General features: G+C 63.3%; 14 protein-coding genes and 1 pseudogene. 10 read left to right on the plus strand and 5 right to left on the minus strand.

The genetic code is table 11. The annotated features are described in order from the left end of the window. Positions 1 to 4: 4 nt before the first annotated feature. Positions 5 to 580, minus strand: coding sequence for an ATP-binding protein (locus IT41_RS04670; protein WP_036739058.1), 576 nt, complete (start codon positions 578 to 580; stop codon positions 5 to 7). Then, positions 577 to 927 carry an STAS domain-containing protein gene (locus tag IT41_RS04675; protein ID WP_052081270.1) on the minus strand — a complete coding sequence of 117 codons (351 nt, stop codon included), beginning with the start codon at positions 925 to 927 and terminating at the stop codon, positions 577 to 579. Before IT41_RS04675 ends, IT41_RS04670 begins: the two co-directional genes overlap by 4 nt. Before the next feature lie 256 nt (positions 928 to 1,183). Here IT41_RS04675 and IT41_RS04680 point away from each other — a divergent pair, with 256 nt between their 5' ends. Next, positions 1,184 to 1,561: a hypothetical protein gene (locus IT41_RS04680; RefSeq protein WP_139221670.1), complete on the plus strand. Its 378-nt coding sequence runs from the start codon at positions 1,184 to 1,186 to the stop codon at positions 1,559 to 1,561. A gap of 35 nt (positions 1,562 to 1,596) precedes the next feature. Next, a complete protein-coding gene (locus IT41_RS04685; RefSeq protein WP_036739061.1) occupies positions 1,597 to 4,008 on the plus strand; it encodes a M10 family metallopeptidase in 2,412 nt (803 codons plus the stop codon). Between the two features lie 105 nt (positions 4,009 to 4,113). Here IT41_RS04685 and IT41_RS04690 read toward each other — a convergent pair whose 3' ends face one another. Then, positions 4,114 to 4,578, minus strand: a complete 465-nt coding sequence (locus IT41_RS04690; RefSeq protein ID WP_036739062.1) for a MarR family winged helix-turn-helix transcriptional regulator — start codon at positions 4,576 to 4,578, stop codon at positions 4,114 to 4,116. 225 nt (positions 4,579 to 4,803) lie between these two features. Here IT41_RS04690 and ectA point away from each other — a divergent pair, with 225 nt between their 5' ends. The 4 genes from ectA to IT41_RS04710 are packed head-to-tail and all read left to right on the plus strand — an operon-like array spanning position 4,804 to position 8,565. Continuing rightward, positions 4,804 to 5,334, plus strand: a complete 531-nt coding sequence (gene ectA, locus IT41_RS04695) for a diaminobutyrate acetyltransferase (protein ID WP_052081271.1) — start codon at positions 4,804 to 4,806, stop codon at positions 5,332 to 5,334. Between the two features lie 54 nt (positions 5,335 to 5,388). Then, positions 5,389 to 6,678, plus strand: a complete 1,290-nt coding sequence (gene ectB, locus IT41_RS04700) for a diaminobutyrate--2-oxoglutarate transaminase (RefSeq protein WP_036739063.1) — start codon at positions 5,389 to 5,391, stop codon at positions 6,676 to 6,678. 6 nt (positions 6,679 to 6,684) lie between these two features. Further along, positions 6,685 to 7,077 carry an ectoine synthase gene (locus tag IT41_RS04705; protein ID WP_036739064.1) on the plus strand — a complete coding sequence of 131 codons (393 nt, stop codon included), beginning with the start codon at positions 6,685 to 6,687 and terminating at the stop codon, positions 7,075 to 7,077. 48 nt (positions 7,078 to 7,125) lie between these two features. Beyond that, positions 7,126 to 8,565 (plus strand): aspartate kinase, encoded by a 1,440-nt coding sequence (locus IT41_RS04710; protein WP_036739066.1) that lies wholly within the window; start codon positions 7,126 to 7,128, stop codon positions 8,563 to 8,565. Between the two features lie 78 nt (positions 8,566 to 8,643). Here the strand turns inward: IT41_RS04710 and IT41_RS04715 are convergent, their stop codons facing one another. Both IT41_RS04715 and IT41_RS04720 read right to left on the minus strand, forming a co-directional pair. After that, positions 8,644 to 10,047 (minus strand): uracil-xanthine permease family protein, encoded by a 1,404-nt coding sequence (locus IT41_RS04715; protein ID WP_036739067.1) that lies wholly within the window; start codon positions 10,045 to 10,047, stop codon positions 8,644 to 8,646. Positions 10,048 to 10,197: 150 nt separating this feature from the next. Further along, positions 10,198 to 10,770 carry a TetR/AcrR family transcriptional regulator gene (locus IT41_RS04720; RefSeq protein WP_036739068.1) on the minus strand — a complete coding sequence of 191 codons (573 nt, stop codon included), beginning with the start codon at positions 10,768 to 10,770 and terminating at the stop codon, positions 10,198 to 10,200. A gap of 161 nt (positions 10,771 to 10,931) precedes the next feature. Between IT41_RS04720 and IT41_RS04725 the strand changes: the two genes are divergently transcribed. The 4 genes and pseudogenes from IT41_RS04725 to IT41_RS20570 all read left to right on the plus strand — a co-directional run. Beyond that, on the plus strand, positions 10,932 to 12,005 hold the full coding sequence (locus IT41_RS04725; protein ID WP_052081272.1) for a Rieske 2Fe-2S domain-containing protein: 1,074 nt from the start codon (positions 10,932 to 10,934) through the stop codon (positions 12,003 to 12,005). 3 nt (positions 12,006 to 12,008) lie between these two features. Further along, a complete protein-coding gene (locus IT41_RS04730) occupies positions 12,009 to 13,145 on the plus strand; it encodes an FAD-binding oxidoreductase (protein WP_036739069.1) in 1,137 nt (378 codons plus the stop codon). A gap of 31 nt (positions 13,146 to 13,176) precedes the next feature. Then, positions 13,177 to 14,190 carry a hypothetical protein gene (locus tag IT41_RS04735; RefSeq protein WP_036739070.1) on the plus strand — a complete coding sequence of 338 codons (1,014 nt, stop codon included), beginning with the start codon at positions 13,177 to 13,179 and terminating at the stop codon, positions 14,188 to 14,190. A 143-nt stretch (positions 14,191 to 14,333) separates the two neighbouring features. Beyond that, a pseudogene (locus IT41_RS20570) lies at positions 14,334 to 14,461 on the plus strand (S-(hydroxymethyl)glutathione dehydrogenase); the annotation flags it as partial.

Consider the following 14,461-nt stretch of genomic DNA (forward strand, 5'->3'; position numbering starts at 1 on the left):
GCGCCTAACCCGCGCTCTGGCTGCGGTCATCGGCATCCGCCGGGGGCAGGGGATCGTTCACCGGCACGATGAAGGCCAGGAAATTCCGGCGCCCCTCTCGGAAATAGCTGAGCGAGGCCGTCAGTTCCCGGATCAGGAACCAGCCATACCCGGCCTGGGGCAGGGCCGAGATATCCGGCGGCTTGGGCGAGTCGGGGCCGGGCGCCGCATAGGGCAGGGCGGCGGGCTCGAGGCAGGTCGATGGCAGCGGCCGGCCGTCATCGGTGACCGCGCAGGCGATGCCGCCGGTATGGCGCGCGACGCAAAGATGCACCAGCGGCGCATGCGGGCGGCCGTCGAGAGGCAGCGCCCCGTGTTGCGCGCCATGCTGCGAGATATTGTTCAGCACCTCGGCCACGGCCAGTTCCAGTCTGGCGATCACCTCGTCGCCGGCGCTGCCGTCGAATCTGTCATGCAGGAAAACCAGGGCCTCGCGCACGGTCATCGGATCGGCGCGAAAGATCCGGTGCAGCATCGGCTGCCTGCCGGGCGGCACCGCGCGCAGCCGGTATTGGCCGCCGGTTGCGATGCCCGGGCTCATTCGCCGCCACCTTGCGGCGCCCCGGCCGCCGCCGCGCATCCGCCCGGCCGGATGGTCAGAACGGTATCCATGCGCGTTAGTTGAAAGACGCGCGCGACATTCGGTGTCAGCCCGGTCAGTTCCAGCTTGCGCCCCGCCGGCATCGACTTGAAGATCGCGATCACCGCGCCCAGCCCCGAACTGTCCATGAAATCGACGCCGCTGAGATCAAGCGTCACCGCCGCCCCGCCATTGCCGATCAGGCTGCGTACCTTGTCCCTGAACGCGGTCGCGATGGCGGCGTCCAGACGTTTTTCGTCAACCTGGATCGTCAGCCGGTCGGGCTCGGGGATCAGTGCCAGCTGCATCTGTGGTCCTGCCATGCGTGGTTCGTCTTTTGATTGTTAACCCGGAACCATTACCGAAAGGTAAGTAAAACGGCGTTCAGCCTCCGCCGGAATAGGCAGGATTTTCATAAAATCGCGGATTCCGGGCGGGTTGACCTTTGGATTCGCCGCCCGGCTGTCCCAAAGGACAGATTGCGCGGGCTTGCCCGCTTCGGTTTAGATACCGATCATGATTCAGTGCGGTCGGTTTGCCTTGTCCCGGTTGAAAAATGTCACCATGCGCTTGTTTCTGCGGCCCGCCCTTGTCCTGGCCGGTGCCATGATCGGGACGCCGCTTGCCGCCTCTTCCCCTGTCACGCTGATATGCCCGGAAAACCCGGTCCCGGCCATGGCGCGGCTTTGCGCCGCGCTGGAGGCCGGGCTGCGGGATCGCGGCTACCGGCCGCAGGCTGGCGGAGGCGCGCCCCTGCGGCTGATCGTCGAGGCGGACAGTCCCGGCCCCGGCGTGCTGAACGCCCGGCTGATCGTCGAACAGGACGGCAGCCGGCAGGTCGGTGAGCAGGGGCAGATCACGGTGATCGACCGCGACAGCATACCTTTCGCGCAGATCGAGCAGTTCGCCGGCACCCTTTTGCAGCGGGCGATCGGACCTTGATAACAAGAGACTGTCATCATTAAGGATTCTTTGCCATGACTTCCAGCAACGGAAATTCCAGCCTGTCCGAGCGCATCGTTGCGGCACCGCTGGAAGGGGGCGGTATTTCCCGCGCCAACCTGTTCGAAGGCAGCGATGCCGCCGCCTCGCGCGCGACGTCATACAGCATGCGCTCGGGCGACACGTTCAACGGCAATCTGAGCCCCGAGGGGGATGCAGACTGGGTTCGGATCTCGCTGGGGCCGGGTGTCTACGAGATCACGCTGGACGGGCGCGGCAACTCGCCGCTTTACGACCCCTATCTGCGGCTGATGGACGCCAGCGGCACCCAGGTGAGATTCGACGATGACGGCGGCAGCGGCCTGGGCTCGCGCATCGTTCTGAGCGTCACCACGGCCAGCACCTATTACATCGAGGCCGGCTCCTATGGCGACTATTACAGCGGCGCCTACAGCCTTGGCGTCGCGGCCGTCGATCCCGGCGAGGTGCTCACCATGGACGAGATTGGCGAGCAGCTGACCGATGGCTACTGGGAATATGCCGGAGTCTCGCGCCGGTCTTTCGATGTCGCGCAGGGCGGTGCGCTGAACGTCAATTTGGCGGGGCTGACCGGGGCGGGGCGGCGACTGGCCGATATGGCGCTTTCGGCCTGGGAGGACGTGCTGGGGATCAACTTCAACCGCAACCCCGGCGGCGGAACGGCTCACATCACCTTTGACGACTATGACGAAGGTGCCTATTCGACCTCGCAGGTGTTCGGCGGCGAGATCATCAGTTCGTTCGTCAATGTCAGCACCAGTTGGCTGTCGAATTTTGGCACCGACTTCAACACCTATTCCTATCAGACCTATATCCATGAGATCGGCCATGCCCTGGGGCTGGGCCATGCCGGGGATTACAACGGCGCGGCCACCTATGGAGTCGATAACAGCTATGCCAATGACAGTTGGCAGGCGTCGATCATGTCCTATTTCAGCCAGGTGGATAACACCACGATCGATGCCAGCTATGCTTTCGTGATGTCCGCGATGATGGCCGATATTCAGGCCATGCAGGACCTTTACGGGACGACCTCGATCCGCACGGGCAATAACGTCTATGGCGAGCAGACCAATGCCGGCGAGAGCTATGCCACCATCGCCAGGCTGCTGCGCAATACCGATACGCGCGACGACATCACATTCACCATCTTCGACCAGGGCGGCACCGACCGGCTGGACCTGCGCATGGACGGCAATAACCAGCGCATCGACCTGGCGCCGGGCAGCATCTCCAACGCCTACGGGCTGCGCGGGAACATCTCGATCGCAGAGGGCACGCTGATCGAGGACCTGCTTGCCGGGCGTGGCGATGACCTGATCTACGGCAACTGGGCGAACAACCAGATCCAGGGCGGGAACGGCAACGATATGATCCGCGGTCTCGCCGGCAACGATGAACTCTACGGCAATAGCGGTTCGGATACGCTGATCGGCGGGGCCGGGAATGACATCGTCCGCGGCGGCGGCGGCAATGACACGATCTATGACGACAACGGCGCGGATGTGCTGCTGGGCGGGGATGGGAATGACATCATCCGGGGCAGCGGGGGCAATGACACGATCTATGGCAACAGCGGTTCGGATACATTGCTGGGCGGCGCCGGCAACGATGTCTATTTCGTCGATGCCGGCGACCGGATCAATGAAGGCGCGAATGGCGGCATAGATACGATACGCACCGATCTGCTGACCCGGCTTGGCGCGAATCTGGAGAACCTGCAGCTGATTTCGAACACGGCTCTGGATGGCTATGGAAATTCGCTGGCCAACCGGATGCTGGGCAATGACGCGGATAACCGTCTGTACGGGCTGAGCGGCGGCGATGTCCTGTTCGGCTATGGCGGGAACGATACATTGGTCGGGGGCAGCGGCCGCGACCGGCTGGTCGGCGGCCAGGGCCGCGACCATCTGGCCGGCGGCGGCGACAACGATATCTATGAATGGCGGAGCGGCGACGTTATCCTGGAAGGGGTAAATGGCGGCATCGACATCATCCGCGCCACCTCGACCGTCGCGATCAGCGCCAATGTCGAGAACCTGGTCATGATGGGCACCAGTGTCATGCACGGGTTCGGCAACGATCTGAACAACCGCATCACAGGCAATTTCGCGGATAATTTCATCAACGGCAATGACGGCAACGACATTCTGACCGGCCGTGGCGGATCGGATAACTTCGTCTTCAACGATGGCCGCGACATCATCACGGATTTCCGTGACGATATGGACACGATCCGCATCGACAACGCGCTTTGGGGCGGCGCGCCCCGGACGCGTGCGCAGTTGCTGGCCGATGCCGATGTCATCGGCGGCAATACGGTGTTCAATTTCGGCAATGGCAATACGCTGACCGTGAACGGCGTGACCGATACCGCGATCCTGATGAACGATCTGATCATCATCTGAGAAACGCATCACGGGACCTGCGAGGGCGCCGCGGCATTCGCGGCGCCTTTTGCGCATCGCGCGACCCTGCCACGTTGATGTCCGGGCGTCCGGCGGGCGGGTTTGTCAGAGTTCGCCCGGGTAGAGCACCGCGCCGCGCTGCGTCTCGGTGCGGTCCAGCATCGACGCGACGCGTTCCAGAACGGCGACGATCATGGCCTGCTCCCAATCCTCGAGCCCTTCGAAATCGGTCGCGAATTTCTGTTGCAGCGCATCGGGCGCCCGATCAAGGGCATTGCGGCCCCGCTCGGTCAGAACGATATGCGTCTGGCGGCGGTCGGTCCGGCTTTGCTCGCGGCTGACATGGCCGGCGCGCTCCAGCTTGTCGATGATCGCGGTGATCGTGGCCGGGGCAACATGCATCCGCCTCGCGATCGCGCCAGCCGTGCTGCTGCCGGTTTCCGCGACGATCTGGACGACCCGCAGCTGCACGGGGGTCATGCCCGCGGATTGCGCGAGCTCCTTGCCATAGGTTTCAGCCGCCCGCAAAATTCTGCGAAGGGCGATAAGACAGGTGTCGATCCGATCCACATGCGGTCTCCTGGGCGACGATCAACCAGTATTCTGGATTCTCACGGAATGGTCAATCATCGCCGGCAATTGGTTATAAAAGCGAATATTTCATTAGACGAACATACCGGACAAGCCCGGCGAAACCTCGCGTAAATAGCGATATATCGCAAAAATTCCAATGCTGCGGTTGCGAAATGGTCAGCTTGTGTTATTTAGCATTACGAACTAAATGAGGAGCGCGGCATGAAAGACATGGTCGAGCCGGAGAACCGGGATACACTGATCTTCCGCAAGCCCGAGCCCGAGGATGGCAGCGATATCTGGGCGCTGATCCGGGCCTGCAAGCCGCTGGACGAAAACAGCATGTACTGCAACCTGATCCAGTGCGACCATTTTGCCGATACCTGCGTTCTGGCCGAACGGGATGGCGTGCCGGTGGGCTGGATCTCGGGCTATATCCTGCCCGATGCCGCCGATACATTGTTCATCTGGCAGGTTGCCGTCTCCGGGGATGCGCGCGGGATGGGTCTGGGCGGGCGGATGCTGGACAGCCTTTTGTCGCGCGACGACATGGCGGGCGTGCTGCATCTGAAAACCACCATCACCCGCGACAATGACGCCAGCTGGGCCCTGTTCCGCAGCCTGGCCGCGCGCCACAACGGCGTGCTGACCGACAAGCCCCATTTCAGGAAGGACGACCATTTCGACGGTGAACATGCCACCGAACACATGGTCACCATCCGTTTCCCGGCCCCGGTGGCGCGCGCGGCCTGACCGGCCCCGCGACGATCGCCGGAACACATCAATCAGATCCGAGGTAATTTTCCCATGCCGACCGACAAGACGGCCGACACCAGTATCTTCGAGCGCCGCGAATCCGAGGCGCGCTCCTATTGCCGCAGCTTCCCGACTGTCTTTGCCAGTGCCAGCGGCTCGATCATGACGGCCCGGGACGGGCGCGAATATATCGACTTTCTCGCCGGCTGCTCGTCGCTGAACTACGGCCATAACGACCCGGACATGAAAGCCGCGCTGATCGACCATATCAGCCAGGACGGCATCGCCCACGGGCTGGACATGTACACGGTCCAGAAGGCCGCGTTTCTTGACGCCTTCGAGCGGCGGATCCTGAAGCCGCGCGGCATGGACTATAAGGTCATGATGACCGGCCCGACCGGCACCAATGCGGTCGAGGCGGCGATCAAGCTGGCCCGCAAGGTGACCGGCCGCCGCAATATCGTCGCCTTCACCAATGCGTTTCACGGCATGACCATGGGTTCGCTGGCCCTGACCGGCAATTCCGGCAAGCGCGAGGGCGCCGGCGGCGGCAGCTTGGCCGATGTCACCCACATGCCGTTCGAAAACGCCATGGGGGACAAGGATACGCTGGAATATATCGAATGGGTTCTTGAGAACCCCTCGAGCGGGATGGACGACCCGGCGGCCTTCATCGTCGAGCCGGTGCAGGGCGAAGGCGGCCTGAACGCCGCCAGCAAGGACTGGCTGCAGGGTATCCAGCGCCTGGCCCGCCGGCACGGCGCGCTGTTCATCATCGACGACATTCAGGCCGGTATCGGACGCACGGGCAGCTATTTCTCGACCGAGGAATTCGGGCTCGATCCCGACATGATCACCCAGGCCAAATCGTTCAGCGGCATGGGCCTGCCGCTTGCGGCGCTGCTGATCAAGCCCGAGCATGACATCTGGAAACCGGCCGAGCATAACGGCACCTTCCGCGGCAATACCCATGCCTTTGTCACCGCGCGGGTGGCGCTGGACAAGTTCTGGGCCGATGACGCATTTCAGAACGACGTGCAGCGCAAGGGCGAGATCCTGCGCCAGCGGCTGGCGGGTATTGCCGCGCTGGTGCCGGGCGCCGCGCTCAAGGGTCGTGGCATGATGCGCGGCATCGATGTAGGCAGCGGCGAGCTGGCCGGCCGGATCTGCGCCACCTGCTTCGAGAACGGCCTGATCATCGAAACCTCGGGCGCCCATGACGAGGTGGTCAAGGTGCTGGCCGCGCTGACCATACCTGACGACATCTTCACCAAGGGTCTGGACATTCTGGAGGCCGCGGTTCGCGATGCCACCGGGTCCGGCCGGATCGCAGCGGAGTAAACAGACATGATCATACGCGATTTCAACAAGCTCAGGAACACCGACCGCGACGTGAAGGATGCGCGCTGGAGTTCGGTCCGCATGCTCTTGGCCGATGACGGGATGGGCTTTTCCTTCCACATCACCACGCTGGAAGCGGGCTCGGAGCATACGTTTCACTACAAGCACCATTTCGAAAGCGTCTATTGCATCTCGGGCAGGGGCTCGATCACAGATCTGGCCACCGGCGAGACGCATGAGATCGCACCGGGCGTCATGTATGCGCTGAACCTGCATGACCGCCATACGCTGCGCGCCGAGGAAGAACTGGTCATGGCCTGCTGCTTCAACCCGCCGGTGACCGGAACCGAGGTGCATCGGGCCGACGGCTCCTATGCGCCCGCCGGCGCCGAAGGATAACTGGAAACGACAAGAGGCCCGGCCCGCCAACAGGGCCGGGAAAGCAGATTGACCAAACTTCGCTTTCCCGAACATACGGTGGAAAAGATCGGCGGCACCTCGATGAGCCGCCTGAAGGAACTGCGCGACACGTTGCTGATCGGCGACCGCAAGGGGGCCGGTCTTTACGGGCGCATCTTCGTCGTCTCGGCCTTTGCCGGCATCACCAACCTGCTGCTCGAACACAAGAAGACGGGCGAGCCCGGCGTCTATGCCAGTTTCGCCAATGCGTCCGAGGGGCATGGCTGGCTGCAGGCTCTGGACCGCGTGGCCGAGGCGATGCGCGAGGCGAATCACGAGATCCTGGACCATTCCGCGGATCTGACGCAGGCCGATGAATTCGTCCGCGAGCGGATCGAGGGCGCGCGGTCCTGCCTGTTCGACCTGCAACGCCTGTGCAGCTATGGCCATTTCCGCCTGTCCAAGCACATGATGGCGTTCCGCGAACTGCTCTCGGGCCTGGGCGAGGCGCATTCCGCCTTTGTCGCGACATTGCTTCTGAACCGGGCCGGCGTCTCGGCGCGCCATGTCGATCTGACCGGCTGGCGGGACGAGCGTGAATATACGCTGGAGGAACGGCTGCGCGCCGCGATGGAAGGGATCGACCTGACCACCGAACTGCCCATCGTCACCGGCTATGCGCAATGCACCGAAGGGCTGATGGCGGAATTCGATCGCGGCTATTCCGAGGTGACCTTTTCCCGGCTGGCGCGGCTGACCGGCGCGAAAGAGGCGATCATCCACAAGGAGTTTCACCTGTCTTCGGCCGATCCGGGACTGGCCGGGCCCGGCGCGGTGCGCAAGCTGGGCCATACCAATTACGACGTCGCCGACCAGCTTGCCAATCTGGGGATGGAGGCGATCCATCCGAAAGCCGCCAAGACGCTGCGCCAGGCCAGGATTCCGCTGCGCGTGACCAATGCGTTCGAGCCCGATGACCCGGGCACATTGATCGACGACGCCCCCGCGACCGCGACCGGGGCCGAGATCGTCACCGGCCTGCCGGTCGTGGTTCTGGAACTGTTCGAGCAGGACATGGTCGGCGTGAAGGGCTATGACGCCGCGATCCTCGAGGTGCTGGCGCGGCATAATGTGTTCATCGTCTCGAAGATATCGAACGCGAACACGATCACGCATTATCTGGCGACATCGCTGAAACGCGCGCGCCGGATCGAATCGGAACTGTCGGGGCTTTATCCCTCGGCCAGCGTCACCGCGCGCTCTGCCGCCATCGCCTCGGCCATCGGGCGCGACCTCAGGGGGCAGAACGTGCTCATGCGCGGCTTGCAGGCGCTGGATCGGGCCGGGATCGAGGTTCAGGCCGCGCAGAATCCCGGCCGCGCCGTGGATGTGCAGTTCCTTCTGAGCCCGGACGATCTGGACGCGGCCATCGTGGCGCTGCATGCCGAACTGATCGAGGATGAAACCCCGGCCAGCATCGCCGCGTGATCTCGCGGCCGGGGCGGCAATGCAAAAAACCCGCCCCCTCGGGGGCGGGTCGATGGCAGGACCGGGTGCCGGCCGCGCCTAGTTCTTGACGCGCTTTCCCGCCATGCCGCCCGAGATTTCCTCGGTCGCCTCGTCGCGGAGCTCGTGCGGGACCAGCAGGTTCATGACGATGGCGATCAGCGCCGCGGGCAGCAGGCCGCTGGTCAGCAGCACCTGGATCGTCGTCGGCAGCTTGGCCAGCGCCGCCGGCTCAAGCTGCAGGCCAAGCCCGAGGCTGAGCGCCAGCCCGAAGATCACCATATTGCGCCGGTTCCAGTCGACATCGGACAGGATCGAGACGCCGGCCGCGGCGATCATGCCGAACATGACGATGACGCTGCCGCCCAGCACTTCGATCGGCACGGTCGAGATGATGGCACCAAGCTTGGGGAACAGGCCGCACAGGATCAGGAAGACCGCGCCAATGGTCACGACATGGCGGCTCATCACGCCGGTCATCGCGATCAGCCCGACATTCTGGCTGAACGAGGTATTCGGCAGCGAACCGAACAGGCCGGCGAATGCGGTGCCCAGACCGTCGGCGAATGTCGCGCCGCGGATCTCGTCATCGGTGGCGTCGCGCCCGGCACCGGCTTTCAGGATGCCGGTGACGTCGCCCACGGTTTCAACCGCCGACACGAAAGCCATCAGCGAAATGCCGATGATCGCGCCGGCCGAAAACTCGACGCCGAAATGCAGCGGATCGGGGATCGAGAACACTGCCGCAGTGGCGACGCTGTTGAAATCGACCATGCCCAGCGGCAGCGCGACGAGGTAGCCGATGAGCAACCCGACGAGAATGGCCGAGATGGACATGATGCCGCTGACGAAGAACTTGAAGAACAATGTCGACAGCACGACGATGACCGCGACGGTCCAGTTCTGCAGGCTGCCATATTCGGGCGTGCCGATCGCAGCCACGCCGCCCGCGGCATACTGGATCCCGACCCTGACCAGCGACAGCCCGATCAGCAGCACGACCAGACCCGTTACCAGCGGCGGCAGCGCAAAACGGATCCTGCCGATGAACAGGCCGAGTATCGCGTGGAACATGCCGCCGATCATCACGCCGCCGGTCAGCGCGGCCATCGCATCGACGCCCTTGCCCGCGACAATCGGCACCATGACCGGGATGAAGGCGAAGGATGTGCCCATCACGACCGGCAAACGTGCGCCGACCGGCCCGATGCCGATGGTCTGAATCAGCGTCGTGATGCCGGCGAAGAACATCGAGATCTGGATCAGATAGATCATCTGCGGGAAATCGGGGCTGTTGGAGCCATAGCCGAAACCGGCGGCGCCCGCGATGATGATGGCCGGCGTCACGTTCGCGACGAACATTGCAAGCACGTGCTGGATGCCCAGCGGAATCGCCTGGTGCATTGGTGGGGTATAGTTCGGATCGCGCAGTTGTTCCGGCGTGCCGATTGCCTTGGTGGCCATAGAGTGGTTCCTCCCTAGGTTGCATTGTCTGGATGTCCCTGCAGGCATCCTCCTCTGATGCCGTCGCAGGACCGATCTGGTGGCCGGAGGCTGGTCATGTCGTCCAGCTTCGGTCGGGTTTTGTCCTTTTTGCCTTGTTTTGCTTGGGGTTCAGGATTCGGATTCCGTCCGAATTGGGGCGATCGCGATCAGAACGATCTCTGCCAGCCGGTCGGTGAAGTCGTCATCGATCGGGGCATGTTTGGCGAATGCGCGGAAATACAGCGGGCCGGCATAAAGGTCGATGATCAGGTCGCTGTCCAGATCCGCGCGGAAAAACCCCGCCTGCTGTCCCCGCTGGACAAGGGCGCGGCCGTAATCGCGCCGCTGGCGCAGAAAACTGGCGTGGAATCGCTCCATCAGTTCCGGCTCGTTCTGGGCCCGGCCCAGAATCTCGGCCATGATGCGCCCGACGCGACCGCCCAGAAACCTGCCGAGCGCGCGGATATAGTCGCGCAGCGCGTCGGGCGGGTGGCGGGTGAGATCGGCAAGAACCGCACCTTCGACCTCGGACAGAAACGCGTCGATGACGATTTCCTCGACCGAGTTCCACCTGCGATAAATCGCCGGGCGGCTGGTTTCAGCCCCTTCGGCGATCTCGCTGATGGTCAGCGTCGCAAGCGGTTTTTCCGCAAGCAATTGCCATGTCGTATCGGTGATCCGGCGCCCCAGACCATCATCCATTTTACGTCCGCTCGGGTTTCGTAAAGTTGCGGTCATCGGCAATTTTTGCGCAAACCTCTTGATTTGGTCGTTACAGTGTGTATCGTTACGGAGTGTAACGCATACCAAGGCAACCGCCAAGAGCTTTTTCGGCTTCGGCACCAAGGGAGGAGAGGCACGCGATGAATACCATGATTTCGAACGAGAAAACGTTCCTGGACAACGAGACCTGGCGCTATTTCTGGCACCCGGTCTGCACCGTCAAGGAGCTGGAAGAATCGGATACCGGGCGCGGCCAGCTGCTGCGCGTCAAGCTGCTGAGCACCGATATCGTCGTCGCGCGGCTGGAAAACGGTGTCGTGGCGCTGAACAACCGTTGTCCGCACCGCTCGGCGCAGCTGCATCTGGGCTGGAACAAGGGCAATTGCATCCAGTGCCCCTATCACGGCTGGATGTGGGGCGAGGGTGGCAAATGCATGGGCATCCCCGCCGCGCCCGACGGGCCGATCCCGCCCAACGCCAAGGCCACCGCCTATGACTGCCAGGAGAAATACGGCCTGGTCTGGGTGCGCCTGGACGGCTCGGCCGATACCGAGATCCCGGGCCATATCGTCTATGACGACCCGACTTTCAAATGCGTTCACGGCCCGTCCTACGACTGGAAGACCCATTCCGCCCGCCGGGTCGAGAACTATACCGACCTCGCGCATTTCCCCTTTGTCCACCCGGAAACGCTGGGCCGCGACGGGCATGTCACCTTCCTGACCCCGGACATCGCGTTCCGCAAGGAAGGCCGGATGCGCTTCCGCTATGACCCGCCCAAGGACGCGCGTCAGGCGATGGATGCCCGCGGCGGGATGTCGCCACTGGCCTTTACCGATTACACGATCAACCTGCCCTTTGGCGTGACGCTGGACCTGACGCTGCAGAACGGCAACCGCACGGTGATGTGGATGTGGGCGACGCCGCTCGACAATATCCACTGCCGCAGCTTCTGGTTCGCCTGCCGCAACTCGGACCATGACGGCCCCGACCAGCCGCATATGGACATGCAGGCGGTCATCCTGGAGGAGGATGTCGATATCGTCGAGAGCCAGGATCCGGAACAGATCCCGCATCCGCGCGACGAGATCGCCGTGGGCCCGGACAAGGTGTCGCTGACCTATCGCCGCCTGCTCTATGAGCTGTGCAAGGCCAAGGCCGACGGTCCCGAGGCGATCAAGACCTGGCTCAACAACGAACGCGACAACATCTGAGCCATGGACATCACCCATCTGGACAAGTGGCATTCGGGCCGGTGGAACCTTGAATGCGTGGACATCGAATCCGAGACCCATGATGTCAAAACCTTCCATTTCCGGGTTCGCCCGGGAATGGATGGCGATGCGCCGCTGTGCCTGCATCGCCCCGGACAGTTCGTTACCCTGCGCCTGCGCCATGGCGAAAAGCTGGTGCCGCGCTCCTACACCATCTCGTCCTCGCCCTCGCGGCCGCATCTGATGACCATGACCATCAAGCGCGATCCAAGGGGCCTGGTCTCGCGCTACATGCACGACGTTCTGAAGGTGGGCGACGTGCTGCCGGTCAGCGGGCCGGGCGGGCATTTCGACCTGATCTCGACCACGCCGCGAAAAAGCATCGTCATGCTCTCGGGCGGTTCGGGGATCACGCCGGTGATGTCGATGCTGCGCTATCTGCACGACACGCGCGCGCATGACTACGACGTCACCTTCCTGCATTCGGCGCGCACGCCCGCGGATATCATCTTCCGCCGCGAGCTGGAACTGATCGCCGAGCGCAGCGGCACCAGGCTGGGCTTCATCTGCCAGAATGACGCCGAGGACGGGATGGATCAGGGCTTCCTGACCCGCGAGATCCTGGAACGTCGCGCGCCCGACATCCTGAACAGCACCGTGCTGACCTGCGGGCCCGAGCCCTATATGAACGCGGTCAAGGGCATCCTGGCCGAGCTTGGCTTTGACATGGCGCATTACCATCAGGAAAGCTTCGGCGATCCGGCCGAGCGGGAAAACCCCGAAGGGGCGACGCCCGAAAGCCTGACGCTGGACCGCGTGGCCGAGCCCGAGCACATCCACCACGATGCCGAGCATCCGGCGCCGCCGCCCGAATCGGACGTGACCGAGATCACCTTTACCGTCTCGGACCTGACCGTGCCCTACAAGCCGGGCCAGACGATCCTGGAGGTGGCGACCGCCGCCGGCATCGCCATCGCGACGAACTGCCAGATGGGCCTGTGCGGCACCTGCAAGGCGCATTGCCTGTCGGGCACCGTCGCCATGGACGACACCGAGGGGCTTGAGCCGGGCGAGGAAGAGGCCGGCATGGTCCTGACCTGTTGCGGGCGCCCCAAGGGGCCGATCCAGATCGAACTGTAAGCCCTTCAACCGATGAATGCCGGGAAAAGAAATGATAAACGATGATTTTTCGCTGGGCTGCAACGGCCGGGGGCTGATGCATACCAAGGAACTGCCGCTTGAGGATCAGTTCCGCATGCTGCGCGACAGCGGTGTGTTCGACCATTTCGACCGCATCCCGCAGCCGGGACAGGAGCGCGAATATGTCGAGGCCTCGAACAAGTTCGGCGTGCCGCTGACCACGGGGCTCTGGACCTATCAGGTGGGCCGGGACGAGGCGCTTATACGTCACAATCTGGAATGGGCCGCCAAGGCGAGGGCGAAATGCCATAACCTGATGATCTCGACCCATCACGCGCAGGGCCATGTGGTCACCGATGACGAGGTGGTCGAATTCTATCTGCGCGCCCATGAGGTCGGCGAAAGCCTTGGCATCACCATCTCGGCCGAGGTGCATATCTACATGTTCAGCGAGGACTTCCGCCGCATCACTCCGGTGGCGGAAAAGGTCCGGGCGCGGGGCGTTCCGTTCAATTTCGTGCTGGATCACAGCCATGTGCTGCTGAAGATCGAAAGCCCCGAGGAACAGGATGCCAGCGGCATCCGCGAGGATGTCGAAAGCGGCAGGCTGATCCTTGACCCTTACGACGAGGGCAATGTCATCGACGAATGGATCGACCAGAACATGGTGGTCTGGCTGCAGGTCCGCCCGGTTTCGCCCAACGGTCCCAGGAACACGTCGATGATCGGCACGGGCGGCCGCTGGGGCCGCGCCTGCCAGTACCCGTTCAAGCGCCCCGGCCCCGGCGAATGGGATCATTTCTGGCACGCCTATCGCGTCGAGCCCTGCAAGGAGGTCGTGCGCAAGGTCTTCCGCCATCATCATGCGACACCGAACAGCCCGCTGCGCTGGATGACCACCGACATGATCGACATGCCCGATTATGGCGGCGGCGTCGGCTATTCGCTGTTCGATCAGAACGTGGCGATCGCGGAATGGCTGCGCAACACCTGGGAAGAGATCGCATCGGCCGAAGCCCGGGAATTGTCGGCCAGCGTGGCATAGCGGAGCCACCGAAGGCATCATGCCGGGGGCCTGCCGCAGGGCAAGTGCCGGGCCGGTCTCGGCGCGGGCGCGATCTGGCGTCCGGCTTCTAACCTCATCACGGGTCGGCCCTGCCGATCCTCATCTGCTCGAAAGGAAAACACGTGAAAACCCGCGCCGCAGTCGCATTGGAAGCCGGCAAGCCGCTTGAGGTGATGGAGGTGAACCTCGAAGGTCCGAAGGCCGGCGAGGTGATGGTCGAGATCAAGGCGACCGGCATCTGCCATACCGA

The organism is Paracoccus halophilus, assembly GCF_000763905.1.
In the GTDB taxonomy this organism is placed as follows: Bacteria; Pseudomonadota; Alphaproteobacteria; order Rhodobacterales; family Rhodobacteraceae; genus Paracoccus; species Paracoccus halophilus.

Bases quoted from the DNA above. Each gene is read 5' to 3' on its own strand.
- ectB (WP_036739063.1), top strand. From the start codon at position 5,389: ATGCCGACCGACAAGACGGCCGACACCAGTATCTTCGAGCGCCGCGAA.
- IT41_RS04670 (WP_036739058.1), bottom strand. From the start codon at position 580: ATGAGCCCGGGCATCGCAACCGGCGGCCAATACCGGCTGCGCGCGGTG.
- IT41_RS04730 (WP_036739069.1), top strand. From the start codon at position 12,009: ATGGACATCACCCATCTGGACAAGTGGCATTCGGGCCGGTGGAACCTT.
- IT41_RS04725 (WP_052081272.1), top strand. From the start codon at position 10,932: ATGAATACCATGATTTCGAACGAGAAAACGTTCCTGGACAACGAGACC.
- IT41_RS04715 (WP_036739067.1), bottom strand. From the start codon at position 10,047: ATGGCCACCAAGGCAATCGGCACGCCGGAACAACTGCGCGATCCGAAC.
- IT41_RS04675 (WP_052081270.1), bottom strand. From the start codon at position 927: ATGCAGCTGGCACTGATCCCCGAGCCCGACCGGCTGACGATCCAGGTT.
- IT41_RS04705 (WP_036739064.1), top strand. From the start codon at position 6,685: ATGATCATACGCGATTTCAACAAGCTCAGGAACACCGACCGCGACGTG.
- ectA (WP_052081271.1), top strand. From the start codon at position 4,804: ATGAAAGACATGGTCGAGCCGGAGAACCGGGATACACTGATCTTCCGC.
- IT41_RS04720 (WP_036739068.1), bottom strand. From the start codon at position 10,770: ATGGATGATGGTCTGGGGCGCCGGATCACCGATACGACATGGCAATTG.
- IT41_RS04680 (WP_139221670.1), top strand. From the start codon at position 1,184: ATGCGCTTGTTTCTGCGGCCCGCCCTTGTCCTGGCCGGTGCCATGATC.
- IT41_RS04735 (WP_036739070.1), top strand. From the start codon at position 13,177: ATGATAAACGATGATTTTTCGCTGGGCTGCAACGGCCGGGGGCTGATG.
- IT41_RS04685 (WP_036739061.1), top strand. From the start codon at position 1,597: ATGACTTCCAGCAACGGAAATTCCAGCCTGTCCGAGCGCATCGTTGCG.